General features: G+C 39.8%; 23 protein-coding genes. 17 read left to right on the plus strand and 6 right to left on the minus strand.

All coding sequences use genetic code 11. The features are described 5' to 3' along the window. The first annotated feature begins 15 nt into the window (after nucleotides 1-15). Both AC3KZC_RS07270 and AC3KZC_RS07275 read left to right on the plus strand, forming a co-directional pair. A complete protein-coding gene (locus AC3KZC_RS07270; RefSeq protein WP_490576811.1) occupies nucleotides 16-855 on the plus strand; it encodes an isopenicillin N synthase family dioxygenase in 840 nt (279 codons plus the stop codon). 210 nt (nucleotides 856-1,065) lie between these two features. Further along, nucleotides 1,066-2,070: a succinylglutamate desuccinylase/aspartoacylase family protein gene (locus AC3KZC_RS07275; RefSeq protein WP_490576812.1), complete on the plus strand. Its 1,005-nt coding sequence runs from the start codon at nucleotides 1,066-1,068 to the stop codon at nucleotides 2,068-2,070. A 12-nt stretch (nucleotides 2,071-2,082) separates the two neighbouring features. On the opposite strand, the gene AC3KZC_RS07280 is transcribed toward AC3KZC_RS07275, so the two are convergent. Continuing rightward, a complete protein-coding gene (locus AC3KZC_RS07280) occupies nucleotides 2,083-2,358 on the minus strand; it encodes a hypothetical protein (RefSeq protein ID WP_490576813.1) in 276 nt (91 codons plus the stop codon). Nucleotides 2,359-2,502: 144 nt separating this feature from the next. On the opposite strand from AC3KZC_RS07280, the gene AC3KZC_RS07285 reads away from it, so the two are divergent. The 3 genes from AC3KZC_RS07285 to AC3KZC_RS07295 all read left to right on the plus strand — a co-directional run bounded on the left by AC3KZC_RS07285 (nucleotide 2,503) and on the right by AC3KZC_RS07295 (nucleotide 7,013). Continuing rightward, the gene (locus AC3KZC_RS07285; protein ID WP_490576814.1) at nucleotides 2,503-3,894 is read left to right on the plus strand and encodes a hypothetical protein; all 1,392 of its coding nucleotides are present in this window, start codon (nucleotides 2,503-2,505) and stop codon (nucleotides 3,892-3,894) included. Between the two features lie 99 nt (nucleotides 3,895-3,993). Then, on the plus strand, nucleotides 3,994-6,060 hold the full coding sequence (locus tag AC3KZC_RS07290) for a TonB-dependent receptor plug domain-containing protein (RefSeq protein ID WP_490576815.1): 2,067 nt from the start codon (nucleotides 3,994-3,996) through the stop codon (nucleotides 6,058-6,060). Nucleotides 6,061-6,539: 479 nt separating this feature from the next. Continuing rightward, on the plus strand, nucleotides 6,540-7,013 hold the full coding sequence (locus AC3KZC_RS07295; protein ID WP_490576816.1) for an NYN domain-containing protein: 474 nt from the start codon (nucleotides 6,540-6,542) through the stop codon (nucleotides 7,011-7,013). Nucleotides 7,014-7,030: 17 nt separating this feature from the next. Here AC3KZC_RS07295 and AC3KZC_RS07300 read toward each other — a convergent pair whose 3' ends face one another. Then, nucleotides 7,031-7,462, minus strand: a complete 432-nt coding sequence (locus AC3KZC_RS07300; RefSeq protein WP_490576817.1) for a CBS domain-containing protein — start codon at nucleotides 7,460-7,462, stop codon at nucleotides 7,031-7,033. Nucleotides 7,463-7,854: 392 nt separating this feature from the next. Between AC3KZC_RS07300 and nagK the strand changes: the two genes are divergently transcribed. The 11 genes from nagK to AC3KZC_RS07355 all read left to right on the plus strand — a co-directional run bounded on the left by nagK (nucleotide 7,855) and on the right by AC3KZC_RS07355 (nucleotide 18,111). Then, entirely contained in the window at nucleotides 7,855-8,748 is an 894-nt protein-coding gene (gene nagK / locus AC3KZC_RS07305; protein ID WP_490576818.1) for an N-acetylglucosamine kinase, read from the plus strand. A 17-nt stretch (nucleotides 8,749-8,765) separates the two neighbouring features. Next, nucleotides 8,766-9,890: an N-acetylglucosamine-6-phosphate deacetylase gene (nagA, locus tag AC3KZC_RS07310; protein WP_490576819.1), complete on the plus strand. Its 1,125-nt coding sequence runs from the start codon at nucleotides 8,766-8,768 to the stop codon at nucleotides 9,888-9,890. 83 nt (nucleotides 9,891-9,973) lie between these two features. After that, the gene (gene nagX / locus AC3KZC_RS07315; protein WP_490576820.1) at nucleotides 9,974-11,110 is read left to right on the plus strand and encodes a transmembrane glucosamine N-acetyltransferase NagX; all 1,137 of its coding nucleotides are present in this window, start codon (nucleotides 9,974-9,976) and stop codon (nucleotides 11,108-11,110) included. A 216-nt stretch (nucleotides 11,111-11,326) separates the two neighbouring features. Then, nucleotides 11,327-12,121 (plus strand): glucosamine-6-phosphate deaminase, encoded by a 795-nt coding sequence (gene nagB, locus AC3KZC_RS07320; protein ID WP_490576821.1) that lies wholly within the window; start codon nucleotides 11,327-11,329, stop codon nucleotides 12,119-12,121. Nucleotides 12,122-12,234: 113 nt separating this feature from the next. Continuing rightward, entirely contained in the window at nucleotides 12,235-12,579 is a 345-nt protein-coding gene (locus AC3KZC_RS07325; protein ID WP_490576822.1) for a winged helix-turn-helix transcriptional regulator, read from the plus strand. Then, nucleotides 12,572-13,504, plus strand: a complete 933-nt coding sequence (nudC, locus tag AC3KZC_RS07330; protein WP_490576823.1) for an NAD(+) diphosphatase — start codon at nucleotides 12,572-12,574, stop codon at nucleotides 13,502-13,504. The genes AC3KZC_RS07325 and nudC overlap by 8 nt, the downstream gene beginning before the upstream one ends. A gap of 36 nt (nucleotides 13,505-13,540) precedes the next feature. Next, nucleotides 13,541-14,710: a cystathionine beta-lyase gene (locus tag AC3KZC_RS07335; RefSeq protein ID WP_490576824.1), complete on the plus strand. Its 1,170-nt coding sequence runs from the start codon at nucleotides 13,541-13,543 to the stop codon at nucleotides 14,708-14,710. Nucleotides 14,711-15,038: 328 nt separating this feature from the next. Then, a complete protein-coding gene (locus AC3KZC_RS07340; RefSeq protein WP_490576825.1) occupies nucleotides 15,039-15,860 on the plus strand; it encodes an ABC transporter permease subunit in 822 nt (273 codons plus the stop codon). Continuing rightward, nucleotides 15,857-16,759 carry an ABC transporter ATP-binding protein gene (locus tag AC3KZC_RS07345; protein WP_490576826.1) on the plus strand — a complete coding sequence of 301 codons (903 nt, stop codon included), beginning with the start codon at nucleotides 15,857-15,859 and terminating at the stop codon, nucleotides 16,757-16,759. Before AC3KZC_RS07340 ends, AC3KZC_RS07345 begins: the two co-directional genes overlap by 4 nt. Nucleotides 16,760-16,837: 78 nt before the next feature. Beyond that, nucleotides 16,838-17,212 (plus strand): PH domain-containing protein, encoded by a 375-nt coding sequence (locus AC3KZC_RS07350; RefSeq protein WP_490576827.1) that lies wholly within the window; start codon nucleotides 16,838-16,840, stop codon nucleotides 17,210-17,212. Between the two features lie 137 nt (nucleotides 17,213-17,349). Further along, nucleotides 17,350-18,111, plus strand: coding sequence for a putative porin (locus tag AC3KZC_RS07355; RefSeq protein ID WP_490576828.1), 762 nt, complete (start codon nucleotides 17,350-17,352; stop codon nucleotides 18,109-18,111). A gap of 92 nt (nucleotides 18,112-18,203) precedes the next feature. Here AC3KZC_RS07355 and AC3KZC_RS07360 read toward each other — a convergent pair whose 3' ends face one another. Beyond that, nucleotides 18,204-20,045, minus strand: coding sequence for a M2 family metallopeptidase (locus tag AC3KZC_RS07360; RefSeq protein ID WP_490576829.1), 1,842 nt, complete (start codon nucleotides 20,043-20,045; stop codon nucleotides 18,204-18,206). A gap of 294 nt (nucleotides 20,046-20,339) precedes the next feature. On the opposite strand from AC3KZC_RS07360, the gene AC3KZC_RS07365 reads away from it, so the two are divergent. Then, the gene (locus AC3KZC_RS07365) at nucleotides 20,340-22,649 is read left to right on the plus strand and encodes an acyl-CoA dehydrogenase (RefSeq protein ID WP_490576830.1); all 2,310 of its coding nucleotides are present in this window, start codon (nucleotides 20,340-20,342) and stop codon (nucleotides 22,647-22,649) included. 133 nt (nucleotides 22,650-22,782) lie between these two features. Here AC3KZC_RS07365 and AC3KZC_RS07370 read toward each other — a convergent pair whose 3' ends face one another. From AC3KZC_RS07370 to AC3KZC_RS07380, 3 genes are all read right to left on the minus strand, one after another. Beyond that, the gene (locus tag AC3KZC_RS07370; protein WP_490576831.1) at nucleotides 22,783-23,226 is read right to left on the minus strand and encodes a hypothetical protein; all 444 of its coding nucleotides are present in this window, start codon (nucleotides 23,224-23,226) and stop codon (nucleotides 22,783-22,785) included. 119 nt (nucleotides 23,227-23,345) lie between these two features. Continuing rightward, nucleotides 23,346-24,314 carry a cysteine synthase A gene (gene cysK, locus AC3KZC_RS07375; RefSeq protein WP_490576832.1) on the minus strand — a complete coding sequence of 323 codons (969 nt, stop codon included), beginning with the start codon at nucleotides 24,312-24,314 and terminating at the stop codon, nucleotides 23,346-23,348. A gap of 155 nt (nucleotides 24,315-24,469) precedes the next feature. Next, entirely contained in the window at nucleotides 24,470-26,800 is a 2,331-nt protein-coding gene (locus AC3KZC_RS07380) for a carbohydrate binding family 9 domain-containing protein (RefSeq protein WP_490576833.1), read from the minus strand. Nucleotides 26,801-26,811 lie beyond the last annotated feature (11 nt).

Raw genomic sequence — 26,811 nt, forward strand, 5'->3', positions numbered from 1 at the left:
TATAGGTTGACCCTCATGCAATTGCCTACTGTTGATTACCAAGCGGATAATGCCCCAGCTCAATTTGTTGAATCGTTACGAAATACTGGTTTTGGTGTATTAAAAAATCATCCAATTCCTAAAGAACTTGTTGAATCGATTTATCGTAATTGGCAGCAGTTCTTTAATTCAGATGAAAAAACTGCGTTTTTATTTAACAAAGAAACCCAAGACGGCTATTTTCCGCCTTCGGTATCAGAAGTGGCAAAAGGGCATCAAGTTAAAGACATTAAAGAATATTTTCATGTTTATCCTAATGGGCGGGTCCCTGCACAATTAGAAGCCGAAATTCGAGAATATTATCGCCTAGCCAGTGAATTTGCAGCGCAGTTACTCAGTTGGGTGCAACAATATGCGCCAGCGCAAGTTAGCCAACATTTTTCAATCGATTTAAAAGATATGATTGCGGACAGTGAAAAAACCTTGTTGCGTATATTGCATTATCCACCCATGAAAGGCGATGAAGAGCCCGGTGCTATTCGCGCTGCAGCCCATGGTGATATTAATTTACTGACAGTTTTACCCGCTGCAAATGAACCTGGGCTTCAAGTGCAAACCAAAGAAGGCGGCTGGTTAGATGTGCCGTGTGATTTTGGTAATTTAATTATTAATATCGGCGATATGCTACAAGAAGCATCGGGTGGTTATTTTCCATCTACTATCCACCGGGTAATTAACCCAACGGGTAAAGCAAGTGATAAATCGCGGATCTCACTTCCATTGTTTTTGCATCCTCGACCAGATGTTGTTTTATCAGAGCGCTATACAGCACAAACTTACTTAGATGAGCGATTAAGAGAGCTCGGCGTTAAATAAATCGAATGCCATTGTAGTCACAGCCTGATCCATAAAAGCATAAAAGGGGTTGTTAAGAGCGATCTGAGATATCGGGTATCGTTCAATGTATTATTAATTCCAATTTTAAAGTTCTTTCATTGCATTACTCCTAAATATGCTGTAACTATCTGCTTTAATTTATCAAATGAATAAAGCGTTGAGTTACAGCATATTTAGGAGTAATTATTCGTGCCCAGTGATTTTGTGTTATCAGGAACAGCTGTTTCCCGAGGTACTCGAGTCCAAATTAATATCCCGGTTGCTAAACTGTATACTGGAACTGATATGTCTATTCCAGTTCATGTTATTCGTGGTAAGCGAGCCGGGCCCACACTTTTCATCAGTGCAGCAATACATGGCGATGAATTAAATGGGATCGAAATTATCCGCAGGCTTCAGCTTCAAGAGCCCCTTAATGCAATTAAAGGGACACTTATTTTAGTCCCGATGGTGAATGTTTTTGGAGTATTAAACCAAAGCCGTTATTTACCCGATAGACGTGATTTAAATCGCTGCTTTCCTGGTTCTCAAAAAGGTTCTTTAGCTGGACGCTTAGCGAACTTATTTTTAACTGAAATAGTGCAAAAATGTGACTATGGCATTGATTTACATACTGGGGCTATTCATCGTAGCAATTTACCTCAGGTGCGCGCAAATTTAGACGACCCACAAACTAAAGCAATGGCAGAAGCGTTTGGTGTGCCTGTATTGTTAAATTCAAATTTACGCGATGGTTCGTTGCGTCAAGCTGCCGATGATAGTGGCGTTAAAATTCTATTGTATGAAGCCGGAGAAGCGCTGCGTTTTGATGAGGTGTGTATTCGAGCAGGCTTAAGAGGCGTATTGGATGTGATGCGTCATTTGGGCATGCTTCGAAAAGTGAAACGGAAACATACATTAGAGCCTTTTGAAGCACGCAGTAGTTCGTGGATCCGTGCAACAGAAAGTGGCATTGTACGTTTGCTCAAAAATCTTGGAGAACGTGTTAAAGCGGGGGAAGAGATTGCAAAAATTTATGATCCCAATGGTCAAAGTGTTGAAACCATATTTGCCAAATATGAAGGTATTGTGATTGGTCGCTTAAATATTCCTTTGGTACAAGAAGGCGATGCGCTCATGCATGTAGCAATGTTTACTCAAGCGAGTGAAGTAGCCGAACATGTTGAAATCATGAATGAAATTTTCGAAGGTTAATGCCTAAAGTGGCTACGCAATTTTAATGCGAACCACTTTCATTATTTCAACTTCAAAACTTGCGACTGTTTCAATATCTGGGTAGTAGGTTAAATTAACGTGTGAATCTACTAGTGATTTGTATTTCTTTTTACGTTGAAACTTAAATGGGACATCGCATGATTCGATCATTAGCGTATTGACAAACCACTCGTCTTTTTCACGTTGAACATGGGAAACGACTTTTTGGTTTTCTGAATGAATGAGCTTTTGATGGGTTTTAAGTAATTTGTCGAGTTTTTTGTTCATTATGCCAATCTGCTATGCAAAGGCATTTTATTATACTACATTGTCGGTATTTCCCCAAGGAACTCGGTATACGCATGAGCAACTGAATTTCTTGTACCAAAGAGTATGATTTTTAACGTATATTTAAAGGAGCTCGATTAGTCTGTGAGCCAAATTAGTTTAATTCAGGATGAAAATTTATCCCTGAGATTACAACACCAGCTACTACCTCGCGATTTTTTACGAACAGATCTGTATTTTTCTCTTCCTGTTGATATGGGCATTAACCCAAGTACGTTAGAAGAAGATGATTATTTTCACAGTAATATCAAAACACAATGTGCTTATTATTCTGATCAATTGCATTTGCCCCTAGTACGAAGCCGTTTTATCAGTCAGCAAAAAGGGGAGCAGGCCGATTATCGATTAAATCTAAATTTATTTTGTTATCAAATTAAGATAGCGTTAGATATTGATATAAAACAAGCTCTTAAAATAAAAGAACCCGATCTTTTTTACGCTACAGCTTTAGAAATATGCGAGCAAACTGAATCGCTGCTTAAAAAGTTACGCCGATACACGCCACCCGATAAAAAACTCAGCCCATTTTTTGAAACGGCTGATAATTATTTAAGTTGGCACGTAGAACAATCATTTTTAAATTTATTGTCAGATGGACCTAAAAGTTACGAACATGCTGCGATAAGGGATAAATTATTTGATTTGTGTGCTCAAGAGCAGCAGTATCGTGACGCTAATCTTTATAATACACAAGTCACGCTTGCTGATCCCAATCGTATTACCAATAAGATGCGTCTGTTACAGCGGTTAATCGAATTTGGCGTGGTATTCCAAAAAGAAACATTTAATCTCAATAATAATTTACGCCGTTTGGTGAAAGGGGTTGTCACTGCCGTTATGATGGCTTTTGTGATGACACTGGTATTAAATGCCCGCTCCAATTTTGCTGAAGTGACTTTTATGTTGGTCGCTTTGCTTGGCGTGATCTACGGGTTACGTGAAATCTTCAAAGATGATTTAACCCAGCTTATTTGGCGGTGGATCCAGAAGGGTCGGCCTAAATGGGAAAATTTATTTAGTAATAGCGCGTCGCAAACACGCATGGTTGAACAAACCATTTGGCTTGAATATATCAAAGCTAAAGATTTGCCTCCGCTTGCTGATGCGCTGCTACAAAAGCGTCGTCAGCAAAATAAGCAAGACTCGCAACTATTACATTTTCGTTGTGACAGCAAGGTGGTCACTAAAGAGTTTTACCCAGGTTATGATGAAATTCAGCAAGAGATCTCTTTTAACCTCACTCCTTTTGTTCGTTACTTAAAAAAAGGCGAAGGGAAGCTGTACAGTGTTGATAATAAAAAAATATCTAAGCAGGCGGTCGAACGCCGTTATCAAATTAACGTGGTTGTAATCCAAACAAATAAGAAAAAAGAGAGCGTGTCTCAACGCTTTAAAATTACTTTAAATCGTTCGGAAATTATTAATATTGAAGCAATGGATGACAGTGATGTCGAACCAATTGCTCCAACAATTTAGACACAATGCTACAATTTGGAACACTTCATAACAGTTTCAGATTACTAAACTCTATATAGTCTTTTTAATTGATATTTTTTCATTTAAAGGACTAATAAGATGAGAGCAACCGTATATTTTCCACTCAGTGTGTTGTATGTCGCTTTGCAAAGTCATACAACATATGCCAACGAGCAGCTCACACCCAATGCACCGATTGAACACATTGAAGTGCAGCACCGTCGAAGCTCAATCATGTCTCATATCACTGAAGATGCCCAAAAGTTGGTCGCAATGCCAGGTGCGATGGGTGATCCATTGCAAGCGGCTTTTGCTTTACCTGGAGTGGTGGCTGCTGGTGGCTCAATGAGCGAGCCTGCTGTACGAGGTTCATCACCTAGTGACAATATCTTTGAAGTTGATTTTATGCCTGCTGGATATATCTTTCATGATTTTGGGATGTCTATTTTTAACCGTCATTTAATTCAAGATTTTAAACTTTATTCGGCAGGGTATGGGACAAGTTACAGTAATGCCACAGGAGCGGTATTTGATGTGAGCTTGCGCAATCCTAAGTACCAAAAAATTACAACCACCCTTGATTTTACGATGTTTAATGCGGGTATTTTTGTCGAAGGACAACTGACAGAAAATACAGCGTTTTACTTTTCAGCTCGAAAAAGCACCTTACCTTTATTTTTTGATGAGGGCGAAGAATTAGAAGATGATGATGGTAAAATGACCGGTGTCACAGTCAATGAGGCTCCTGATGATAACGACTATCAGGGTAAGTTTGTTTGGGATGTTGATGGCAAAAATAACCTTATTTTTTCTTTTACAGGTGCCCAAGATAAAGCGGGCGCTAATTTTAACCAGCGTGCAGAGCTTTCATTAAAAAACCCAGAGTATCAAGGTGATGCTGTATTTGATCGGCACTTTAATAGCCAGAGTTTAATTTGGGATCACGTTAGTAAAGATCTGAGTGCAAAAATGGGAGTTGGCATTTTAAATGAAACAGAACGTTTAGAATACGGTAAAGTAGCCACTGTGAGCGAAGGGTTTTATCAGCAATCACAAGCGCAGCAAATTACGTACAAAGCCAGATTGAATTACCGCTTTAATAGCTCAAATTCAGTGGTGTTTGATACCGCTTATTTTGATAGTGAGTCTGAGTTTTCATATGACATGTTTCATTATGTCTGTACTGAACTTGATCCTGATTGTGATTTAAACCGTGGGGAGCGCATTACTAACCGCTCTATTTTTGAAACGGATAATTATTTTGTTGCTTTAAGTCATATTTGGCAATTTCACGCCGATTGGCAATCAGAAATGGGCGTGCAATGGCAAGGTAATAAATATACCGATGAGGCTTATTTAATGCCAAGGCTTGCGCTCAATTATTATCTTAATTCTGACAGTACAATTACCGCTAAATTTGGCCAATATAACCGGATGCAAGATTTAGAGGTGATAGCCCCGAAAATAGGTAATCCAGAGCTGGATTCTCAATCATCAAATCATGCCACTTTAGGGTTTTCTCAGCATTTGGTTGATGAGTGGAGTTGGTCAATTGAAGGCTATTACAAAACGATGGAAAACTTGCCCTTGGCATTGCAAGGAAATAAAGAACTTTACAGTAATGATGTTGAAGGGCGCGCGTATGGGGTTGATTTCTTATTAAATAAAAATAAAACGGATGATTGGTATGGCTGGCTTGCGATCAGTTATGCCAAAAGTGAACGCACCGATTTACGCCAAAACACAACGCGTGATTATTATGCCGATACACCCCTTGTTATCAATCTGGTAGTAAATTATCAAATTAATGAGTTATGGAATGGCGGTTTTAATTTTACCGCGCGCAGCGGCCAAGCATATACACCTATTGTAGCTGTGAGAGAAAACCGGCAATACCCGAACCGTTTTTTGCCGGTTTATGGCGAGCCTTTCTCAGAACGATTTACTAATTATCATCGGTTAGATATTCGTTTTGAACGAAAAACAGACTTTTTTGGTTTAGATGCTCAGTTAATTTTGGAGTTAATGAATGCGTATGGACAGGACAATGTGAGCCATATTGATTTAGATTATCAAAAAATCACTCATGTAAATGAGCTATTGATTAAAGAAGAAACCGATGACTTTTCGATGCGACCTTCAATCGGTTTTAGCGTGTCTTTTTAGTTAACCTGAGCTTTGGTTAAGAGATTTACTAACGTATTGATATTGAATTGGTAAATGTTTTTTCAAGTCTGTAGCCGGAAACTTTTAGGGATAACAAGGCGAATTTACGCGTCAATAGCTGGCCTATTGTAAGTAAATTCAACGCCGTTAGCGTTGAAAGTAGCCGCTGGAGATAAATTTATTATCCAGAGCTCAGGTTAGTTAACTCCAATTCTGGATAAGGGGTTTAACACCACATTGAATTAACCCTAAATTTTGAAGTTATCAATCTAATTAGTTTTATTTAGTATTGTTGATAACGTCACTCAATTTAGCCTTTATTTAATAAATGGCTAAATTGAGTGCGCTAAGTGGAGGTGAAATATCTGATATTAAAAAGATGAGATATTTCATCCTATTTATCCTTTTTTAGTGAATTAACTCAGTGTTTGCCGTATAAAATACTGCTTTGCAGTAAAAAACCTTGTTAAAGGAATAAAATGCCAACTCTTGCTATTTTTGTTGATGTACAAAATGTGTATTACACCTGTCGTCAAGCTTACCAAGCGAATTTTAACTATAACCAATTTTGGGCCGAGGTAACGCAAGGGTATGAGGTAAAGCACGCATTTGCTTATGCTATTGGTCGCAGTGATGAAAAACAAAAGCAGTTTCAAAATATCTTACGTGCGATTGGGTTCGAGGTGAAGCTGAAACCCTTTATTCAACGCAGCGATGGCTCAGCTAAAGGTGATTGGGACGTGGGCATAACCATTGATATGATGGATTATGCTCAAACGGTCGACAAGTTAATACTTGTGTCAGGAGATGGTGATTTTGCAATGCTTGTTGAGCGCATTCAAAATAAATATCATAAACCGGTGAGTGTTTATGGTGTGCCGGCTTTGACATCTGATTTATTAATTAGAAGTGCAAGCGATTTTACTGCAATTACGCCGCACTATTTGCTTTAGAGCTAATATGGAGTGTGTTACACAAACCGCGCATGTCCTTTTTCATAAATCGCATGCAGATGAATATCAATTGCCTTAAGTACTTCTGTACGTCCAATAGTGCCAAGTAAGTGATTGTCGCTATCAACAACGGGATAAATTTTAGGTGTGTTTTCCGTCATTTTTTGTGCCAATTCAAAAACAGAATCATTGGCTGTTACTGTCAGGGGAGAGCGGGTCATAATTTCTTGCACGGTAAAAAAAGCTTCGCTTAAATAGGTTTCGTGGAGCATACGTTTAATACAATCTTGCTCAGACAAAAATCCAACTACTTGTTTATGCTCGTTTAAAACAGGCCCTCCAGATTGATGAGAAAGTAGTAAACGTTCAGCAGCTTCAGCAACACTCATGGTTGTTTTAAACGTGACAGGGCGTTTATTTAAATAATCGATGACTTTTATAGATTCCATATCGGGCTCCAAAGTGATAAGTTGAAGTGCGCTAAATGTTGATTATATTTGGTTTTGCTATAAGTTTAGCTTTCTTTTCATATTGCGCAAAAAGCGCTATATGCCTTTTTTGTTATGTCTACATCAGACTAATTAAGTATTAAATGCGAGCTTGTTTTCATAACCAAGCTGAAATATAGTAACAAGGTATGAGCTTTATTTTGCGATTAGATTGATTTGCTTTATACGCAATTAAATGACTAAAAAAGGTGATTTCCAAATAATGCTAAAAAAATAATGACAACGCTGTCATTATTTGTGTAACATTAAATCAACAATGGGTCGAGGGATATTAGACTCGGTTGTAATTAATACCGAAGCTAATGATAAAAAGAAGAGATTGAGGTCATTTGATGGTTGCAATAAGTGCAAATGCGGACCAGTTATACATAGGAATTGATGGCGGTGGGACAAAGTGTCGCGCGACAATTTATAGTCCAGCAAAAGGCGTGCTAGGCACGGGCCTAGGCGGTCCTGCAAATCCCCTTCATGGTTTAGACCGTACTTTAGAGTCCATCATGGTTTCGACTCAGCTTGCGATTGAAAACGCAGGGTTAAGTTTATCATCGGTCAATGAGATGGTGGCGGGCCTAGGTTTGGCTGGCGTGAATTTACCAAGCCTGTATAGCCAAATTATTGAGTGGCATCACCCATTCAAAAAAATGTTTTTAACCACCGATCTTCATACTGCTTGTATTGGCGCACATGAAGGCGGTGATGGTGCAGTAATCATTACTGGCACAGGTTCGTGTGGATTTGCTTATGTAAATGGAAAAAGTACCATTTATGGTGGTCATGGCTTTGCGCAAGGTGATAAAGGCAGCGGTGCTTGGATGGGCCTTGAAGCTGTAAAAGTATCATTATTAGCACTTGATGGTTTAGGCCCACAAACAAGTATTACCAATGCGGTGATGGCTCAATTGCAGGCAAAAGATAGTATGGAAATCGCTGAGAAAATGGCCGGCAAACCTTCGAGCGTTTATGCGACATTAGCGCGATTGGTGATTGAATGTGCTAATCAAGGTGATGACGTTGCTGTTGCAATTGTCAAAGATGGCGCAGGCTATATTAGTGATTTGGCAGCAAAGCTAATGGAAAATCAACCGCCACGTTTATCTATGATTGGTGGTTTGGCTGAGCCGCTCCAAAAATGGTTGCGTCCAGAAATTGCAGCATTAGTGCAAACACCAAAGCAACCACCTGAAATGGGTGCGGTATATTTCGCAGAGAGTTCATTTGCAGTTTAGATAAAAAGGCACTTTGTATGACACAAGTATTTCATGTTGATAGCGTTTTCACCGGTGATGTTTTTCTTTCTCAATCAACAATTACAGTGGCTAATGGTGTGATCACTTCGATTCAAGCTGGCTTTGAAGGTGAAGGTCAACATCTTGGTGGCTTACTGGTGCCAGGTTTTATTGATGTTCAGGTAAATGGCGGCGGCGGTGCTTTTTTTAACGCAGAGCAGACCCCTGCTTGCTTAGACAAAATGGCTAAAGCACATGGCCGTTTTGGCAGTACAGGTTTGATGCCGACACTTATCACCGATAAAGTTGAAGTAATGCAAGCTGCGGCTGATGCAACAGCACTTGCTTTAAAAGAAAAAGTACCCGCAGTGCTGGGTATTCATTTTGAAGGGCCACATTTATCACTGCCCAAAAAAGGTACCCACAGTGAAAAATACATTCGACCTATTTCTGAGGCCGAATTTGCAGTGTATGCCCGTCAAGATTTAGGCATCAAAATGATTACATTGGCGCCTGAGAATGTCTCGGTTGAAGATATTAAACGCTTGGTGGGTTATGGCGTTAAGGTTTGTATTGGCCATACCAATGCCGATTTTGAAACGACACAAGCAGCGCTTCAAGCCGGTGCTGATGGTTTCACGCATTTATTTAATGCTATGTCGGCTTTTACATCGCGAGAGCCTGGTGTCGTTGGCGCTGCACTTTGGGATAACACAAGCTGGTGTGGGCTTATTGTTGACGGCCATCATGTGCATCCAAACGCTGCAAAATTAGCGATTCGAACCAAAGCACAGGGCAAAATGTTATTAGTAACCGATGCGATGCCACCTGTTGGAACCGATTTAACTGAATTTGATTTTTTTGATGGTCGTAAAGTGATCCGAACTGGTGATCGCCTCAACTCATCAACTGGCGAGTTAGCAGGCTCGGTATTAGATATGGCAAGTGCAGTGCGTAACACAGTCAATACCCTAGATGTGTCACTGGCTGAAAGCTTAAGAATGGCTTCACTGTATCCCGCACAATATTTAGGGATTGCTGATGAAAAAGGGCGTATAGCTGTTGGCTACGATGCAGACTTTGTATTGCTAGATACAAATCAATATGCGCTCAATACTTATATCGCTGGGCACATTGTTTAACAAAATTCCTGGAATAAAAAACCCCGCTTAGCAATAAGTGGGGCTTTTTTTTATTGATTTGGGTGATTGAAAAGAGAGCACACATGACAAATACAGAAATAAAACCGCAAAAAAGACGGTTAGCATCCCTTGATGCATTGCGTGGCATGGACATGTTTTGGATTTTGGGTGGTGAGAAAATTTTTGCCGCATTGTTTATCCTCACTGGATGGACTGGTTGGCAGGTGGCTCATGGGCAAACACTGCATAGTAATTGGCATGGATTCACTTTTTACGATTTAATTTTTCCACTATTTATTTTTTTAGCCGGTGTTGCGATGGGTCTATCGCCTAAACGCATCGATCATTTACCCTTTCAAGAGCGCCGTGTTTATTATGCCAAAGCATTAAAACGGTTATTTTTATTAGCTGGCTTTGGTGTTCTATATAACCATGGCTGGGGGACAGGCATTCCTTTTAATGTGGAAGAAATTCGCTATGCCAGCGTATTAGGTCGCATTGCCGTCGCATGGTTTATTTGTGTTATGTTGGTATGGCATACAAGCCTTAGAACACAAATCATTACCGCAGTGTCGTTATTGGTCGGATATTGGCTATTACTTTGTTTTGTGCCAGTTCCAGGCGGCCAAGCAGGTGATTTAACCATGGCTGGTACTTGGAATGCTTGGGTTGATCAACATTTATTGCCAGGAATTACGTATCAAAATAGAGCAACTGATCCTGAAGGGCTATTGTCAAATGTGCCTGCAGTTGTTAATGCGCTAATGGGCGTATTTGCAGGACGACTAATTGCACAAGCCAATCAATTGGGTGAATGGAAAACGGTTGGTTATTTATTTGCAGCTGGATTGGCCAGCCTTGCTTTAGGTTGGTCGTGGAATTTGATTTTTCCAGTTAATAAAGATTTATGGACTAGCTCATTTGTTTTGGTCACCGTAGGGTGGAGCTTGATTTTCTTAGCCTGCTTTTATGCGGTTGTTGATTTACTCAATACCCAAAAATATTTTTACCCTTTTGTGATTATTGGTGCCAATTCAATCGTTATCTATTTAGCATCGAGTTTAGTGCAATGGGAATATGTGGCCCAAAGTGTTTTTGGTGGGCTAGTTGCGGCAGGTTCCGAGGCTTGGCAGCCATTATTGGCGGTATTTTCCTTACTTGCGGTACAACTTTTAGTATTACATTGGTTATACAAGCGCAAAATTTTAATTAGTGTTTAAATGTATTTGTTTGAAATAAACACAAAGATGTAAAAAATCGGGTTAATGGTCTTTACAATAAAGATCATTAACGCAATAATGACAGCGTTGTCATAATGGTTTGAACCAATCGCCGATATATCCCGATTTGGTTTTGATCTATGGTTAATCTAACTGCACGGACGGGTTAATCATAGATCCCATTTTTTCTTCAACTCCTAACTTGAGCCAAGTCATATGCAAATAGTCATTTTAAAAGACGCCGCAGAGGTTGCACGCTACGGTGCACAAATCTTTGTAGATCAAATCAATAAAAAAGCAGACTCAGTCATAGGGTTAGCAACAGGCTCAACCCCTGTAGCACTGTATCAAGACCTCATTGCACGAAATAAAGCTAATGAAGTGAGCTTTGCTACAGTTACCAGTTTTAATTTAGATGAATACCTAGGTTTAACAGGTGAGCATCCACAAAGTTATCGTTTCTTCATGAATGAGCAATTGTTCAATCATGTTGATATTGATAAAAATAATACTCATGTGCCACCAGGCGACGCGAAAAATCCGCTGAGCGCATGTAAAGAATATGAAGCTAAAATTGAAGCGGCTGGTGGCATTGATGTGCAGTTACTTGGCATAGGCCGTAATGGCCACATTGGTTTTAACGAACCATCGTCAGGTTTAACGTCTCGTACTCGTGTTAAAACGTTAACAAAAGCAACGATAGAAGATAATGCACGCTTTTTTGCTGCCGATGAATATCAACCGCATCTTTCTATCACGATGGGTATTGGTACTATTTTAGATTCGCGTAAAGTGGTGTTATTAGCTACGGGTGCAAATAAAGCCGATGCTATTCAAGCAATGGTCGAAGGCCCGTTAACAGCGGCGTGTCCTGCATCGGCATTACAAATGCATCGTAATGCGGTTATTGTTATTGATGAAGCAGCTGCAAGTAAATTAGCTGATGTTGAATTTTATAAACACATCGAAGCTGAAAATCAAAAGTTATTAGCGCATTTAGCGACACTTTAAACTAAAAAAAGACCGAAAGGTCTTTTTTTATACCCATTGCGCTACAAATTCTGTAGCGCAATCAGGTTTGATTTGATAGGCTCTATCAGGTTCATTTTTATTAGGTACAGACTATGACGTTGCCCACTCCCGGTCATGCAGTCAGAGGTTCAAAAACTGGCAAACCAATTATGGCCTTGTTTGACTTATTGGGGCGTACTTGGTGTTTAGGTATTATTTGGCAGTTACGGCACAGCCCAGCTACGTTTCGCGAGCTGCAACTTCGTTGTGAAGATATATCACCAACCTTACTCAACTCTCGATTAAAAGAGCTCATAGCATTAGATTTAGTACTCAAAACTTCGCAAGGCTATGATTTAAGTCCACATGCTCAGTTACTTGCACAGCACATCCAGCCGATGGCTGCTTGGTCCCAAACATGGGCTGACTTACTGTTAAAAGGAACTCGACATGTATAATTACGCGCAAATGGGGCTTAACCGTGCTAGTAAAGAGCGCAAAAATGAAGTGTGGTGTGAAGCGAAAATGGCTAAAAATAGCCGTTGGATTTTGACTTATCAGGATAAAAACTTATTTGAATTCGATAGCGCGCAACCCGTATTGCTCACTCACGATCAATTAGGCCGACTTGATGTTAGCCAAGCTATTTTTTTAGGCCACAATAGCGATTATTCGTATTTTGCTATTGATGTGACTCACCTTAATGATGATGGACTTAAAGCCCTGAATTATTTTGGTGAATTTGTTGATTTACGCCGCCATGGTTCGGCTATTTTTGGTGAGCAGGCTTCAATTTTAGCGCTCGCTAGGGGTTTATGCTATTGGCATCGAACGCATCGTTTTTGTGGTCGATGTGGTCATCAAAATAAAATGATTGAAGCTGGGCATTCACGAAAGTGCACTAATGCTAAATGCTTACATCAAACGTTTCCGCGCACCGATCCTGCTGTAATCATGCTGGTTACTTATGTTTTTTCTGATGGAGTTGAGCGCTGCTTATTAGGTCGCCAAAGTGTTTGGCCTTTAGGAGCAATGTCTACATTGGCAGGTTTTGTAGATCCTGGTGAAACGCTTGAACAAGCCGTTGCCCGAGAAGTAATGGAGGAGGCGGGTGTAAAAGTCTCGAATATTCAATACTTGGCCTCACAACCTTGGCCTTTTCCATCTTCAATTATGTTAGGATTTATAGCGCGAGCAGAAGCGCCAAATATTACAGTTGATGAAGATGAAATTGAACAGGCTCATTGGTTTAGCCGCGCAGAGTTAAACCAATTTGGTCAATGGGGCGATGAAAGCCAAGGCTACAAATTACCGCGGACCGATTCCATCTCACGATATTTAATTGAACACTGGCGTAACGCAGCTACGTCAGAAACGTTATGATTTCCTGCTGTTTCAGAGGCGAATTTGGAGAATAAAATGAAAAAAGACACACAAATTGTCAATGCAGGACGCAAAAAAGCATTCACGCATGGCGTTGTTAACCCTGTCGTTCAACGAGCATCAACGATAGTATTCGATAGCGTTGCTGATATGAAACACGCTGTAGTTAATCGCGCGAATCAAACTTTATTTTATGGCCGTCGTGGCACCACCACTCATTTTGCTTTGCAAGATGCCATCAGCGAATTAGAAAACGGAGCAGGCTGTGCCTTATACCCATCAGGTGCTGCTGCAATCAGCAATGCGATTCTATCTTTTGTAAAAACAGGCGATCATATTTTAATGGTCGATACTGCTTATGAACCAACCCGTGATTTTTGCCGGGTGATCTTAAGCAATATGGGGGTTGAAACCACTTATTACGACCCATTAATTGGTGAAGGAATTAAAGCGCTGATCCGTCCTAATACCCGTATTTTATTTTTAGAATCGCCAGGTTCTATTTCAATGGAAGTGCAAAATGTGCCGCTTTTATCGAGCATTGCACATGAGCACGGTGTGTTAGTGATGTTAGATAATACCTATGGTAATGGCTTTCACTTTAGGCCGCTTGATTTTGGTGTCGATATTAGTATTCAAGCTGCAACAAAATACATCGTGGGTCACTCTGATGTGATGATGGGCGTGGCTGTTGCAAACGAAACTCATTGGCCACAGCTGCGTGAAAATTCTTATTTAATGGGGCAATGTACTTCTGCAGATGACGCATATTTAGCACTCAGAGGTTTACGTACCTTGGCTGTACGTCTGCAGCAACATGAAAAAAGTGCATTAAAAATTGCCGATTGGTTAAGTGCACACCCTTTAGTTGATCATGTCCGTCACCCAGCTTTAACAACATGTCCCGGTCATGAATTCTTCAAACGTGATTTTAAAGGTAGCAATGGCTTGTTTTCTTTTGTTATGAAAGAGGGATCGCAAGAGGCTATTAATGCCTTTTTAGATGCATTGCACCATTTTAAAATGGGCTATTCTTGGGGCGGATTTGAAAGTTTAGTCACAGCGAATTTAACCTTAGCTCATCTTCGCACAGCAACAGGTTGGCAGCACGGGCCGCTCATTCGTATCCATGTGGGTTTAGAAGATACCGATGATTTAATTGAAGATTTAGCGCAAGCTCTAAGTATTTATCAACAAAATATTTAACCTGAACTCTGGTTAAGAGATTTAATTACGTATTGATTTAATTGATATAAAAATCAAGAAACTCTCCAGTCGGAGATTTACAGGGACAACAAGGCGAGTTTACGCGTCAATAACGGGTTTATTGCAAGTAAACTCAACGTAGTTATTGTTGAAAATAGCCACTGGAGATAGATTTATTATCCAGAGCTCAGGTTATTTAATAAACAGCCTGCTTTGCAGGCTTTTTATCCTAACTGTTACAAATAACACACTCATTAACAATTTAAGGCTCGCAATCGGTCACTATTGTGATTAGGGTAGTGTTAGAGAATAATAAAAGAGTAAAAATATGTTGATACAACAAAGCATTAACCGTACTTGGTGCTTGGCCACTTTTGAACTAGTACGATTATTTTTTACCAAAAGGGGTCTATTAGCGTTAGCCGCTTTTGCCACCGTGTGGTTTGTCATTTTACGTTACCCAGTTAACTCTGCAGTCACCATAGTGTCATCAGAAGATTTTCGCCAAATGGCGATGCAAATGTTTGGCGTACTTGGTTTATCTGAATTATTAACTTGGAAAGTCCCAGAGCTTGCCATTTATTGGTTAGTGGCTTTGTATTCATTCCCTTTATTTGCCCTTTTTGCAGCCAGTGATCAAACTTGCTCAGACCGCACTCGAGGTACTTTGCGTTTTATTACCCTTAGAGCGACCCGAAATGAAGTTGTATTTGGCCGTTTTATCGGGCAATTGCTGATAGTCACCGCGTTAATTGCCCTTACGTTATTGGCCACCATTTTTATGGCGACGTTTCGTGACGGTGCGCTTTTTATGCCTGGTTTATATAAAGGGATCGGACTATTTAAAGAGCTAGTCTTGGCGGTACTTCCATTTATTGCCTTAATGGCGTTTTTGAATAGTTTTATCCGTTCGTCAAAATTAGCCATTGTGATGTGTGTTTTGTTTTATGGCATAGGGAGCGCCTTAATTGCTATTTTGACTCACTATATTCCGTATTCTGAATACCTTTATTACATTTACCCCGGATTTCAACTCAACGAGGTGATAGGGCAGCAAAGTTTTTCTATTAGTATGTATCTTATTCCTGTGGTTCAAACAGTATGTTACTTAGCAGCAGCAAGTATCGTTATGAAAAGGAGTTCGTTATGAGTGCCATTATTAAGGTTGCAGGCTTAAATCACTTTTTTGGTGCGAAACAAGCGCTGAAAAATGTGAGTTTCGAAATAAAGGCAGGGGAGCCGATTGCATTAGTTGGGCCAAATGGCGCGGGTAAAACGACCCTGTTTAGTATTTTATGCGGTTATTTACAGGCCAGTTCAGGTCAGGTCGAAATTTTAGGCCACCCAGCAGGCAGTGCTGCACTCTTTGGTCAATTGGCTGCATTACCGCAAGATGCAGTGCTCGATCCGCGTTTTTCGATTGCTCATCAGCTTACTTTTTATGGCCGTTTACAAGGTTTGTCTGCAAAAGAAAGTAAAATAGAAGCGCAGCGTACCCTTGATTTAGTCGGTTTGAGTGAGGTATTGCAAGAAAAGCCAGCTGCACTTTCTCATGGTATGCGTAAACGTGTCAGCATTGCTCAAACTTTAATTGGTAAACCAAAAATTGTGATGCTTGATGAAGCAACTGCAGGTCTTGATCCTTTACATGCTCGTGAAATTCGCCAACTTGTGGCGGATTTATCGCAAGAAACGACGTTTATCTTAAGCTCTCATGATTTAAGTGAATTAGAACGATTATGCCAACAAGTGTTGTATTTAGAGCGTGGCCAAATGCATCAGCATCAAACATTCGCCAGTGATGCTAAGCAAGGTTACTTAACCCTCGCAATGAGCCAAAAACAACACGATCTAATTGCGTTGCTTGAGGAGCTCGATGAAATTGAAAAAGTAACCATGCCACAAGATAGAGAATACCTCATCACATTGGCAGCGAATGTTGCAAGCCATGAGGCTGATATTAAGATATTACAGCTTTGCCATCAAAAAAACTGGCGTTATCGCAGTTTAGTAAATGGCAAAACGCTAGAAAATCAATTATTTGAATAGATATTTAGAACATATAAACATAAGTTTAAAAATTTTAGCTACGCTTTAGCGAGCGTTAGAACATACAAGGAGCATCAAATGGGGTTATTAAGTGGTTTAATGGGCAATGCCAGTGAGGTTGATAGCAATAAACTTGATGAGTTAATTGGTGATTCATTAGTCGATGGTGAAACAGTTCAAAAAGCGTATAAAGTTATCCGTGACATGTTCATTTTCACCAATAAGCGTCTTATATTGATTGATAAACAAGGTGTTACGGGTTCAAAAATAGAAATGTTAAGCATTCCTTATGGCAAGATCACTAAATTTAGTAAAGAAAGTGCAGGCCATTTTGATTTAGATGCCGAACTCAAAATTTGGATAGGCTCAGAGGCCCAGCCATTAGTAAAAGAATTTAAAGCAGGCGATAACATTAATGATGTATATCGTATTTTGAGTCAATTTGTTTTATAACCATTAGACTCAATGAGTTCAAAGAGTCACTTATGGTAAGTGGCTTTTTTTTTTAGTGATCATTTAAAATTACTATTTCAAACTATTTTCACTGGTGTGCGAGTGAAAGAATAATTCAAACATAACAGGAACGAACAATGAAAATAAGATTAGGATTAGCGTTATTCCTTAGCTCGACAACCTTAATGGCTGCAGAATATCAAACATTTGCAAGTTTGGCTTATGTCGATGGTAAAAACTCGGGCTATGATGGGTTTATGCTTGATGTAAAACACTATTTTGCGCCACAAATCACTTCAGGTGTCATGGATGAATTTGGCTATCTAGATACAGATTCTAAAATCTATGGTGGGCTGAATAATTTTGGCAGTGATGAGCTTGTGAGTGTCGGTGGAGAGTATTTTTACAACGAAAACATTTTTGTTCGTGGCGCGTATTCGAGTTATGGTGATTTTGATAGCAATAGTGTTGGTATGGGTTATTTACTCAACAGTAATTTAAAAATGGCCATCACACGTTACGACTCTGACGGCGTTGATGAAGTGTATCAAGCAAGTGCAGAATATGTTCATCAGCTAGCGGGTTATGACTATTTAGGTTTTAGTGTTTCAACCGATACAGACTTTGATGCTCAAACACTCTCGGCGCGTTATTTTACGGCATTGAATGATCAGCAACATTTAGCAATTGATGCGGCTGTGCATCATAACGATTATGACGACGTATTTACTATTCATGCCAATTACTATTTTAACCCTGCAATGTCGTTGGGCGCAGGTTTGGCCGATTCAGAGTGGATGGTAAATGCAAAGTACTTTATCGATACAAATATTGCCTTATTCGCTAGTTATGTTGATGATCAAGAACAATTTACACTGGGTATTTCAGGTCAATATTAATCAATTAATAATGATTGAATGAATTATAACGGTGAATAAAAAAGGCTCATTCTGTTACTGAATGAGCCTTTTTTGTCAGTAATTTATATTAATTACCAACCACATTGACGACCTTTATTTTGCTCATCAAGGTAAGTTTGAAGTGGTGCAAAGTAATCTAAAATCGCCGTTGCGTCCATTTCAGGCTTGCCTGTTACCGACGCTAACGCTTCTTGCCATGGGCGGCTTGAACCCATTTCTAGCATGGCATTTAGGCGCTCACCCGCTTCTTTTGAATTGTAAACAGAACAACGGTGAATCGCTTCTTTATTACCTGCAATTTCACATAAGCTTCTGTGGAATTCAAATTGTAAAATGTGGGCTAAGAAATAACGGGTATATGGCGTATTTCCTGGTACATGGTATTTTGCACCTGGATCAAAGTCCGCTTCGCTACGAGCAATAGGCGCTTTCACACCTTGGTATTTTTCACGTAAATCCCACCAAGCTTTGTTGTAGTTTTCAGGTGTTACTTGGCCTGAAAATACTTGCCAGCGCCATTGGTCAACTAATAAACCAAATGGAATGAACGCAATTTTGTCCATCGCCATTTTCATTAATAAACCAATATCCTTTGACTCATCAGGTACTTGCTCTAATAAACCAATTTCTTTTAAGTAGCCAGGAGTAACGGAAAGGGCAATCGTATCGCCAATCGCTTCATGGAAACCATCATTAGCACTTTCTTGATAATAAAGCGGTAATTTATTATAAGCACGTTGATAGAAGTTATGTCCAAGTTCATGATGGATAACAGAAAATTCTTCGCCAGTGCGTTGGATACACATTTTAATGCGCAAATCGTCTTTGCTGTCTAAATTCCATGCCGATGCATGACACTGTACGTCACGGTCTTGTGGTTTAGTAAATAATGAACGCTCATAGAAGGTTTCTGGTAGTGGATCAAACCCCATTGAAGTAAAGAACTTCTCAGCGCCTTTCACCATCTTTAGTTCGTCATAGTTGTGTTTGGCTAATAACTCAGTCACATCATAACCAGGATCTGCATCTGCAGGTGCAACTAAATCGTATACATTGCCCCAAGTTTGCGCCCACATGTTACCAAGAAGGTGTGCAGGAATTGGCTGATCTTGTGGCACTTTATCTGTGCCATATTTCTCGCCTAACTTGGCGCGGACATGACAATGTAAAGAATTATAAAGCGGCTTAACTTGGCCCCAAATACGGTCTAGCTCTTTGGCAAAATCATCAGCAGGCATATCGTACTTGCTGCGCCACATTGCGCCGGTGTCTGCGTAGCCAAGCTCTTTGGCACCTTCGTTTGCAAGCGTTACTTGTTGTTCATACAGTGGACGCATAGGCTTTGAAACCTGACGCCAACCTTGCCACAAATCGAGTAATTCATCGTAGTCGCGGCTCGTTGCCATTTTGGCTGTCATGTCGCCTAAGCTTAAACATTCACCTTCGGTTTTACAGTATTTACCTTTACCGTATATACCACCTAATTCTGCCATCAGCTTTGAAAGTTCGGCATTTTTAGCTTCGTCTTGCGGAGCTGCGAGAGTTAAGGCTTGCTTAAGTTTATCTAGTTTACGACGTGTATCAGTATCGAGCTCTAACGCATTAAACTTTGCTGCTTCATTAGCCAAACGAACCACAGCAGCGGTCATTTTTTCATTTACTGCCGCTGATAACTCAGAAGTATCATGGGTAATGAAATTGGCATAAATCCATTCAGCGCGGCTAGATTCTAAATAAAGTGCTTTGAGTTCTTTTTCAGATGCAATTAAAAACTGTGTTGCATCTTGAGCGGTGACTACATGTGTAGTTTTAGGTACTGCGGTTGTTTTATTTGTGTCGTTGCATGCAGTCAGTGACAAACTTGCGCCTACTACGAGTGCCGTTAAGCTGAGCTTAAAGGTTTTTGTTGTCATGGTGTTCCCCTGAAACATTATTATTGTGTTGATGCATCATAACAGTGAGAGCACTTAGGGTAAATCACGCATATTTGTTGAAATGATACTAATAAAAAAATAAAAGATAAATCAGCCTGTTAGCCTATAAAAAATGAGGTATGATGAGTCAGTTTTACTCATTCAACCAATCGTTTTGTTTGAGTTTACATTAAAACAAAATAAGTAAATTGTCTTAGCCGAAAACTAAATATTAAGTTGAGTTCAGACTATACTGAACCTCATTGATTTTTATTTGAATAAAAGGGATCTTATATGTCTATTCTAATTCTGCTGATAGTGGCTGTGGTCATTATCTTTATGGTGACTGATATTCGTTTGAGTTTAATCAGTCGGCCAGCTTTTGCATTTTTTAAAAAAGTACTGCCACCGTTATCACAAACTGAACGTGAAGCTATGGAGGCGGGCGATATTTGGTGGGATGGCGAGCTGTTTAAAGGCGCACCAGATTGGCACAAACTACATGCTTATGCCAAACCAACTTTATCTGAAAAAGAGCAAAATTTTTTAGATAATCAGGTTCAAACACTCTGTGCAATGCTTGATGATTACAAAATCGTTCATCAAGATAAAGATTTACCGCCGCAAGTATGGCAATACCTTAAAGATGAAGGTTTTTTTGCCCTGATCATCCCAGAAAGTTATGGTGGCCGTGATTTTTCTGCGATTGCAAATTCGACCATTGTTTCAACTATTGCAACTAAGAGCCTAACAGCTGCGGTGACGGTAATGGTGCCAAATAGCTTAGGCCCTGGCGAGTTGCTGATGCACTATGGCACTGAACAACAAAAAGATCACTGGCTCCCAAGCTTGGCCAAAGGCAAAGATGTGCCTTGTTTTGCATTAACAGGCCCTGAAGCGGGTTCTGATGCAGGTTCAATTCCCGATACGGGAGTTGTGTGCGAAGGCACTTACAATGGTGAAACCGTGCTTGGATTACGCTTAAATTGGTCTAAGCGCTATATTACCCTTGCCCCTGTTGCCAGTGTGTTGGGATTGGCGTTCAAGATGTCAGATCCTGATGGTTTATTAGGCGATAAGGTCGATATCGGTATTACTTGCGCGTTAATACCGACTAATCATCCGGGTGTTCAAATTGGTGAGCGTCATTACCCTATGGCAATGGCCTTTATGAACGGTACGACCTATGGTGAAGATGTCTTTATTCCGTTAGATTGGATTATCGGTGGCCCTGACTATGCAGGTAAAGGTTGGCGGATGCTGGTTGAATGTTTAAGCGCAGGACGAGGTATTTCATTACCCGCACTTGCAAGCGCAACAGGCCATTTAAGTGCTCGTATGACAGGTGCTTATGCTTATGTGCGTAAGCAATTTGGTTTATCTATTGGTAAATTTGAAGGCGTACAAGAATCTCTCGCTCGTATTGGTGGGCATACGTATGCACTAGAAGCGATGCGTTTAATGACTGCCAGCGCCATTGATATGAAATTAAGCCCGTCGGTTGTCACCGCAATTGCTAAATATCATATGACTGAAATGAGCCGTGTTGTGGTTAACGATGCATTTGATATTCACGCAGGTAAAGCGATTCAGTTAGGTCATCATAACTATTTAGCCCATGGTTATATGGGGGTGCCGATTTCGATTACGGTGGAAGGCGCGAATATTTTAACCCGTAACTTAATGATCTTTGGTCAAGGTGCAACACGTTGCCATCCTTACGTACTCAAAGAGATGGAAGCCGCCGCAATGGCGGATGCAGAAGAGGGTCTCAAACAGTTTGATGAGTTATTAGTTAAACATATTCTGTTTGCGGGCACCAACGCCACAATGACCTTGTTCCATGGTTTAACTGCTGCACGCTTTAATTCAGCACCTGTTTCTGGCCCAACGGCAAAATATTATAAGCAACTTGGGCGCATGAGTCGTGCGCTTGCCATTTCTACTGATTTGGCCATGTTGTTGCTTGGTGGTGAGCTTAAACGTAAAGAAATGATATCGGCGCGTTTAGGGGATGTATTGAGCCATTTGTATATCGCTTCAACTGTATTAAAACGTTATGAAGATCAAGGTCGTCAGCAATCTGATTTACCTTTTGTAGAATATTCAATTGAGCATAGCTTGTATCAAATTGGCCAAGCTTTTTATGGTTTATGTAATAACTTCCCAAATAAATGGGTGGGTTATGCGCTTAAACGTTTAATTTTCCCATTTGGCAATAGCTATCAACTCCCAAGTGATGAGTCTGCGCAGCAGATTTGCCAACATATGATTAAACCCGGTGTAATGCGTAATCGTTTAACGCACCTATGTTTTATTGATGAAAATGCAGGCACTGGTGTCATGGAGCAAGCGTTTCAAGCTATGTATCGCTGTGAAGGTTTATTTACAAAACTAAGCAAAGCGCAGCATAAAGGTGAACTACCGAGTAAAGTGTCGATTATCGAACTAATTGAAAAAGCAAAATTCATTAAGCTGATAAATGAAGATGAAGCTGAAGCAATGCTTGCGGCAAATGAACTGCGTTTACAGGCAATAAACGTTGATAATTTTGCCCCAGGTGAACTTGAAGGACGTACTGTTAAAAACTCAAAAGCCGCTTAACACCGCACGGTTCTAAACAAAAAAGCCAAACTTATGTTTGGCTTTTTTATGCGTGATTTAACAATTTAATCTAATAATACGGGATTAGGAGTTCATCTTGAATTGAAGTTAGATTGATTACCCAGTCCTCAGGTTATTTACCATAAGGGTCATCAATTATCTTATCGATATACCAGGTTGATTTTATTTTTACTAGTTTAACACTGCGCATATCATCAACCTTATTACCTTGAAATGTTCCTGAGAAAATTAATGTTATGGTTGCATTATCACCATAAATTTTACGAACAGAGCGGCTTGTTTGGTCCACTTCAAGGTTTACCTCATCAAACTGCATATTAATGATGCTACGAGAGAATTGGCTGGTTGAACCATAGGATTGAATTATGCGAGCGAGCTTTGGCGTTGACATAGACATTACTTGCTCTAAATCTTTATCATTATACATAGCATGAAAAAAATGGATGGTTGCATATTCGGGGGTATTGGTGTCTCCTTTGATATCAGGGCCCTCATCGCCGCAAGCTGTGAGGAAAAAGCTAACTACCATTAAAAGTAAAATGCGTAAAGAAACCATAAATCATTAACCTATCTATTTTAACTATCTGTAACTATATCAGTTGAGATTCTGAGCGCAACTGTGACTTTTACGCACAAAAAAAGCACCCTTAGGTGCTTTTTGAAAGAGAATTTGTATTATTGTACAAGTTCTTGGTCGCTAAATTCTTCAGCAAACAGTGGAGAAGATAAATAACGTTCAGCAGAGCTTGGTAAAATAACAACAATATTTTTACCTGCATTTTCTGGTTTTTCAGCGATACGAATTGCAGCAGCCACAGCAGCACCTGATGAAATACCCGCTAGAATACCTTCTTCTTGCATTAAACGATGTGCAGTAGCAATTGCTTCTTCATTTGAAACTTGCTCAACACCATCTAGCATTTCTAAATCTAGGTTGCCTGGGATAAAACCTGCACCAATACCTTGGATTTTATGAGGGCCAGGTTTGATTTCTTGTCCGGCTAACTTTTGAGAAATAACAGGTGAGTCAACTGGTTCAACAGCAATTGATTTAACCGCTAAGCCTTTTTCAAGTTTAAGATAACGGCTAACACCTGTAATAGTACCGCCTGTACCAACGCCAGCAACGAAAAAGTCAATGTTGCCATCAGTTGCTTCAAAAATTTCAGGGCCAGTGGTTTCAAAATGAATTTTTGGATTAGCTGGGTTTTCAAATTGTTGTAATAAAACAAATTTATTAGGCTCAGCTTGTTGAATTTCTTGCGCTTTCTCAATCGCGCCTTTCATTCCTTTAGGGCCTTCGGTTAATACCAAGTTAGCACCTAACGCTTTTAATAATTTACGGCGCTCTAAGCTCATTGTGCTTGGCATTGTTAACGTTAATTTATAACCACGTGATGCTGCAACAAAAGCAAGTGCGATACCCGTATTGCCTGATGTAGGCTCAATAATCTCTTTATCTTTGGTAAGTTGTCCTGATTTTTCAGCTTCCCAAATCATTGATGCACCAATACGGCATTTAACGCTAAAACTTGGGTTGCGCGCTTCGATTTTAGCGAAGACGTTACCTGTAGTGACGCGGTTTAATCTGACAAGTGGTGTGTTACCAATCGTGAGTGAATTATCATTAAAAATCTTAGACATTTGCTTTTCCTTAAATTCCAATGTGTTTGGAAGCTATTAGCTTAAGCATACAATTGTGCCATAAAAAAAGAAGGAAGCTTTGGCTATAACTTATATCAATAAGGCTTACCAAAGCTTATAAAATCAGGGTTTTTACTTATTTCATAGAATGAATTTTATAATAACCATGCATAGCTTAATTTTACAAAAACGGCTCTTTCATTTCGTTTTAAATGCTCAATATCATCATCTTTATAACCATTGTCAGAATAGCCCGCAAAAAAGACTGTTTGGGGATTTACTTTATAGGAGTACAGCAGCTGTGTAGAAAAGTTTTGATAGCGCTTATCAACATTAATCAGATAGTTTTCAACATTGCGATCGATATTGGTGTAAATAAATGCTAACCGTAAAAAGCTTTTTATATCAAATTGATACGTTAGCCTTGCATCGGTTAAGTTGGCTGTAAATAAATGTGTGTTTGCGGAGTCCATTTTTTCATAAGTGTGGCGCAATTTTAGTTCAAGATGACGGGTTAAATTTACATTCATGGTTGGTCGCACGCTAAAGCGCTTTCCAAGGCGGTTATTGGTTAAATCAATTGAGTCACCTGATGACACATTAAGACCCATAAATAAACCTGCAAGTGGTTTCATTTCGCCATAAAGCGTGACTAAGTTTTCATCAAACAAAGTGGTATTTCCATCGATGGCAAGTGAGCTCTTATCATGACGTAAACCGGTACGCTGTCTTTTCATAGCATCAAACTTGATGTAACTTTGTAGTGGACCATTAATTGTAAAGCTGGCTTCTAACTCTTTTTCGAGTAGTTCTTGATTATCGTTATGACTGATATCCCAATCAGAGTAAAAAGACATGCGATTCCACCATGTGTTTTCGTCACCGTACCAACGGTAGCGACCACCAGTGACAAACTTATTAAAGTCGATTTGCCCCATAAACCCTAAATCAGCGCGAAAATCTTCGCCTAAATTGCTGTAGTTAGAAAAAACAGACCAATGTTTTTCATCATGTTCGTATTTGATTTGGTATGCATTATCTTTTAAAGGGCTATCTGATAGTACTCGTAATAATGGCTCGCTGTAGGCGCACTTAGAGCCTATTTCACATTGTACATTTTCAGGTTGACGACACTCTGTTGCGCCACATAAGTTATCGACAAATTCTGTGCTGTACTGTGTATCTGATTGCGCGTATTGAAATACAAACGTATCGTTATCTGTTAAACGGTATTTTGTATCTAAACTCATCATGTAATTGTGGTAGCTATCGGATTCCCGTGCAGTTGTTGTCGTTGCAATTGAGAAGTTATTCGAAAAATCATATCGATATCGACCGGCGACATTAGTAGATTTACTAGCAAGAGAAACAATGGTTGAGCCTAAATTACCAGGGATAATGATATTACTTTGTTTGTCATTAGCGACAAAAGCAGCGAAGTTATGTTGATCGAGATTACCTGTTATTTTTGCACCAAAATCAGGTTCGGCGACATTACGGGTGTAAATTAAATCCCAAGGAGAGGAAAAATAATCGGCATTATCGGCAAAAAAAGCTCTTTTCTCAGGGAAGAAAAGCGCAAAATTATCATTAATACTCAGTTGTGCTACATCGGCTTCGACTTGCGAAAAATCGGGGTTGAGTGTGGTATTAAGCGTAATATCTGGGGTGATCCCCCATTTTAAATCAAGGCTAGGTTCAACATTAGAATCACTTTGCCAATCAGACGCAGGTTCATTAGTGATGTCTCGCTGTTGGCTTTTACCCATGACTAAAGCGGGCACTAAAGTAAGATTGTTACCTTGCTCTGTATTTTCAAAGCCACTGACTTTTGGCATTTGGCAAATCCAGCAATTGTTATTGTGGTCAATTTTCATGCTTGAAATACGCAATCGTTCATTACGTGGTAAAAACCGTAAAAACTCCATCGCCATTGTTTTTGTGCTGACGCTGTCATCAAAATTCAGCATTCTAAAGGGCAGGGCAACCTCAACAATATATCCTTTATCATTGATTTGGCCGGCACTTTCCCAAATACCATCCCACGCATCGCTTTCTTCTTTAGTAAGCTCATTTTCAATGGAATCCATTTGCACACCGAGCGGGTTGATAAAAAACTGATATGCTAGTTTTTGATTATTAAAAGAATCAATTTTTAAGCCAATTAGATCATCATCCCACGCTTTATCTCGGTCACGATAAAAGGCGCGTATATTTTCAGGCTCACTGTCAAAAGCCTCAAAAGCCACATAAAGCATCTCGCCATTTTCATACACATAAACATTTGTTTTTTCAGGGCTAGGCTGATTTTCGTAAGGCCACGTGATGTTATCGACGGTAATTTTTTTAGCGAGTTGCCAATGTGGCTCATCTAATAAGCCATCAATGTTGGCTGGGGTTTCAATATATGGAATAGAGAGTGTGCTTGAGGCAAAACACGGGATACTTGCCATTAATAGGCAAGCGATAAATGATGATTTGAGCATCCGTTCTCCAG

This window comes from Pseudoalteromonas sp. J2K-J031, from assembly GCF_058197095.2.

Bases quoted from the DNA above. Each gene is read 5' to 3' on its own strand.
- AC3KZC_RS07290 (WP_490576815.1), top strand. From the start codon at position 3,994: ATGAGAGCAACCGTATATTTTCCACTCAGTGTGTTGTATGTCGCTTTG.
- nagX (WP_490576820.1), top strand. From the start codon at position 9,974: ATGACAAATACAGAAATAAAACCGCAAAAAAGACGGTTAGCATCCCTT.
- AC3KZC_RS07340 (WP_490576825.1), top strand. From the start codon at position 15,039: ATGTTGATACAACAAAGCATTAACCGTACTTGGTGCTTGGCCACTTTT.
- AC3KZC_RS07360 (WP_490576829.1), bottom strand. From the start codon at position 20,045: ATGACAACAAAAACCTTTAAGCTCAGCTTAACGGCACTCGTAGTAGGC.
- AC3KZC_RS07355 (WP_490576828.1), top strand. From the start codon at position 17,350: ATGAAAATAAGATTAGGATTAGCGTTATTCCTTAGCTCGACAACCTTA.
- cysK (WP_490576832.1), bottom strand. From the start codon at position 24,314: ATGTCTAAGATTTTTAATGATAATTCACTCACGATTGGTAACACACCA.
- AC3KZC_RS07365 (WP_490576830.1), top strand. From the start codon at position 20,340: ATGTCTATTCTAATTCTGCTGATAGTGGCTGTGGTCATTATCTTTATG.
- AC3KZC_RS07295 (WP_490576816.1), top strand. From the start codon at position 6,540: ATGCCAACTCTTGCTATTTTTGTTGATGTACAAAATGTGTATTACACC.
- AC3KZC_RS07335 (WP_490576824.1), top strand. From the start codon at position 13,541: ATGAAAAAAGACACACAAATTGTCAATGCAGGACGCAAAAAAGCATTC.
- AC3KZC_RS07370 (WP_490576831.1), bottom strand. From the start codon at position 23,226: ATGGTTTCTTTACGCATTTTACTTTTAATGGTAGTTAGCTTTTTCCTC.
- AC3KZC_RS07300 (WP_490576817.1), bottom strand. From the start codon at position 7,462: ATGGAATCTATAAAAGTCATCGATTATTTAAATAAACGCCCTGTCACG.
- AC3KZC_RS07325 (WP_490576822.1), top strand. From the start codon at position 12,235: ATGACGTTGCCCACTCCCGGTCATGCAGTCAGAGGTTCAAAAACTGGC.
- AC3KZC_RS07350 (WP_490576827.1), top strand. From the start codon at position 16,838: ATGGGGTTATTAAGTGGTTTAATGGGCAATGCCAGTGAGGTTGATAGC.
- nudC (WP_490576823.1), top strand. From the start codon at position 12,572: ATGTATAATTACGCGCAAATGGGGCTTAACCGTGCTAGTAAAGAGCGC.
- AC3KZC_RS07345 (WP_490576826.1), top strand. From the start codon at position 15,857: ATGAGTGCCATTATTAAGGTTGCAGGCTTAAATCACTTTTTTGGTGCG.
- AC3KZC_RS07270 (WP_490576811.1), top strand. From the start codon at position 16: ATGCAATTGCCTACTGTTGATTACCAAGCGGATAATGCCCCAGCTCAA.
- nagB (WP_490576821.1), top strand. From the start codon at position 11,327: ATGCAAATAGTCATTTTAAAAGACGCCGCAGAGGTTGCACGCTACGGT.
- nagA (WP_490576819.1), top strand. From the start codon at position 8,766: ATGACACAAGTATTTCATGTTGATAGCGTTTTCACCGGTGATGTTTTT.
- AC3KZC_RS07380 (WP_490576833.1), bottom strand. From the start codon at position 26,800: ATGCTCAAATCATCATTTATCGCTTGCCTATTAATGGCAAGTATCCCG.
- AC3KZC_RS07280 (WP_490576813.1), bottom strand. From the start codon at position 2,358: ATGAACAAAAAACTCGACAAATTACTTAAAACCCATCAAAAGCTCATT.
- nagK (WP_490576818.1), top strand. From the start codon at position 7,855: ATGGTTGCAATAAGTGCAAATGCGGACCAGTTATACATAGGAATTGAT.